Source organism: Mobilicoccus pelagius NBRC 104925 (genome assembly GCF_000247995.1).
Taxonomy (GTDB): domain Bacteria; phylum Actinomycetota; class Actinomycetes; order Actinomycetales; family Dermatophilaceae; genus Mobilicoccus; species Mobilicoccus pelagius.
Window position 1 is genome coordinate 1 of record NZ_BAFE01000055.1, and the last position, 1081, is coordinate 1081.

The 1081-nt window shown below is 68.4% G+C and carries 1 protein-coding gene; it reads left to right on the forward strand.

Annotated elements, in window-relative coordinates; all coding sequences use genetic code 11:
• The first annotated feature begins 77 nt into the window (after positions 1-77).
• Positions 78-1076: an IS30 family transposase gene (locus tag MOPEL_RS08645; RefSeq protein WP_444542957.1), complete on the forward strand. Its 999-nt coding sequence runs from the start codon at positions 78-80 to the stop codon at positions 1074-1076.
• Positions 1077-1081 lie beyond the last annotated feature (5 nt).

Genomic DNA, 1081 nt, shown 5'->3' on the forward strand with positions numbered 1-1081 from the left:
GGGGTAAAGGGGTCAGTGCCTCGCCTGGGATGATGTGAGGGTCCGGGTGGGAGGGGTTGCTGGTGCGTGGTCGTGGGTTGTCGTTGCTGGAGCGGGAGGAGATCTCGCGGGGTATCGCGGCGGGGTTGTCGGGGCGGGTGATCGCGGCCGGTCTGGGGCGGGATCACGGTGTGGTGAATCGGGAGATCGCTCGGTGTGGGGGCCGGGCGGGGTATCGAGCGCATACGGCCGAGTGGCTCGCGCAGGCGCGGCGGGCACGCCCGAAGCAGCGGAAGGTCGAGGCGTGCTCGCGGCTGCTGGAGGCAGTGAACGCGGGGTTGGCGCAGCGGTGGTCGCCGCGGCAGATCTCCTGCCGGCTGGCCAAGGACCACCCGGACGCGCCAGAGTTGCGGGTGTCTCACGAAGCGATCTATCAGGCTCTGTACTGCCAAGCCCGAGGCGCGTTGCGGGCCGATCTGAAGGGCGTCTTGCGTCGTGGCGGGACCGTCCGAGTCTCCCGGGCGCAGCGGGCCGCGATCACGGCGAAACGGGAGGCGATCCCGGACAAGATCATGATCAGCCAGCGTCCGGCCGAGGCCGAAGACCGTGCCGTGCCCGGGCACTGGGAGGGTGATCTGATCATGGGTGCGGGGAACCGGTCGGCGATCATCACCCTCGTGGAGCGGTCGACGCGGTTCGTGATCCTGCAGCGGGTGCCCTATGACCACAACGCCGACCGCGTCGCGCTGCTGCTCACTCAGGCGATGGGACGCCTGCCGCAGCTGCTGCGCCGGTCGCTGACCTGGGACCAGGGCCGGGAGATGACCCGGCACGCCCGGTTCACCATCGCGACCGGGATCCCCGTGTTCTTCGCCGACCCCCACTCCCCGTGGCAGCGCGGCAGCAACGAAAACACCAACGGACTCCTACGCGAGTTCTTCCCCAAGGGCACCGACCTGTCCATCCATTCACAAACCGACCTCGACAACGTCGCCTACCTCCTGAACGGCCGACCCCGACAAACCCTCGATTTCGACACACCCGCCGAAGTCCTGGATAGAATGCTCACCGAAGCAGGTGAGGCACTGACCGGCTGACCTCG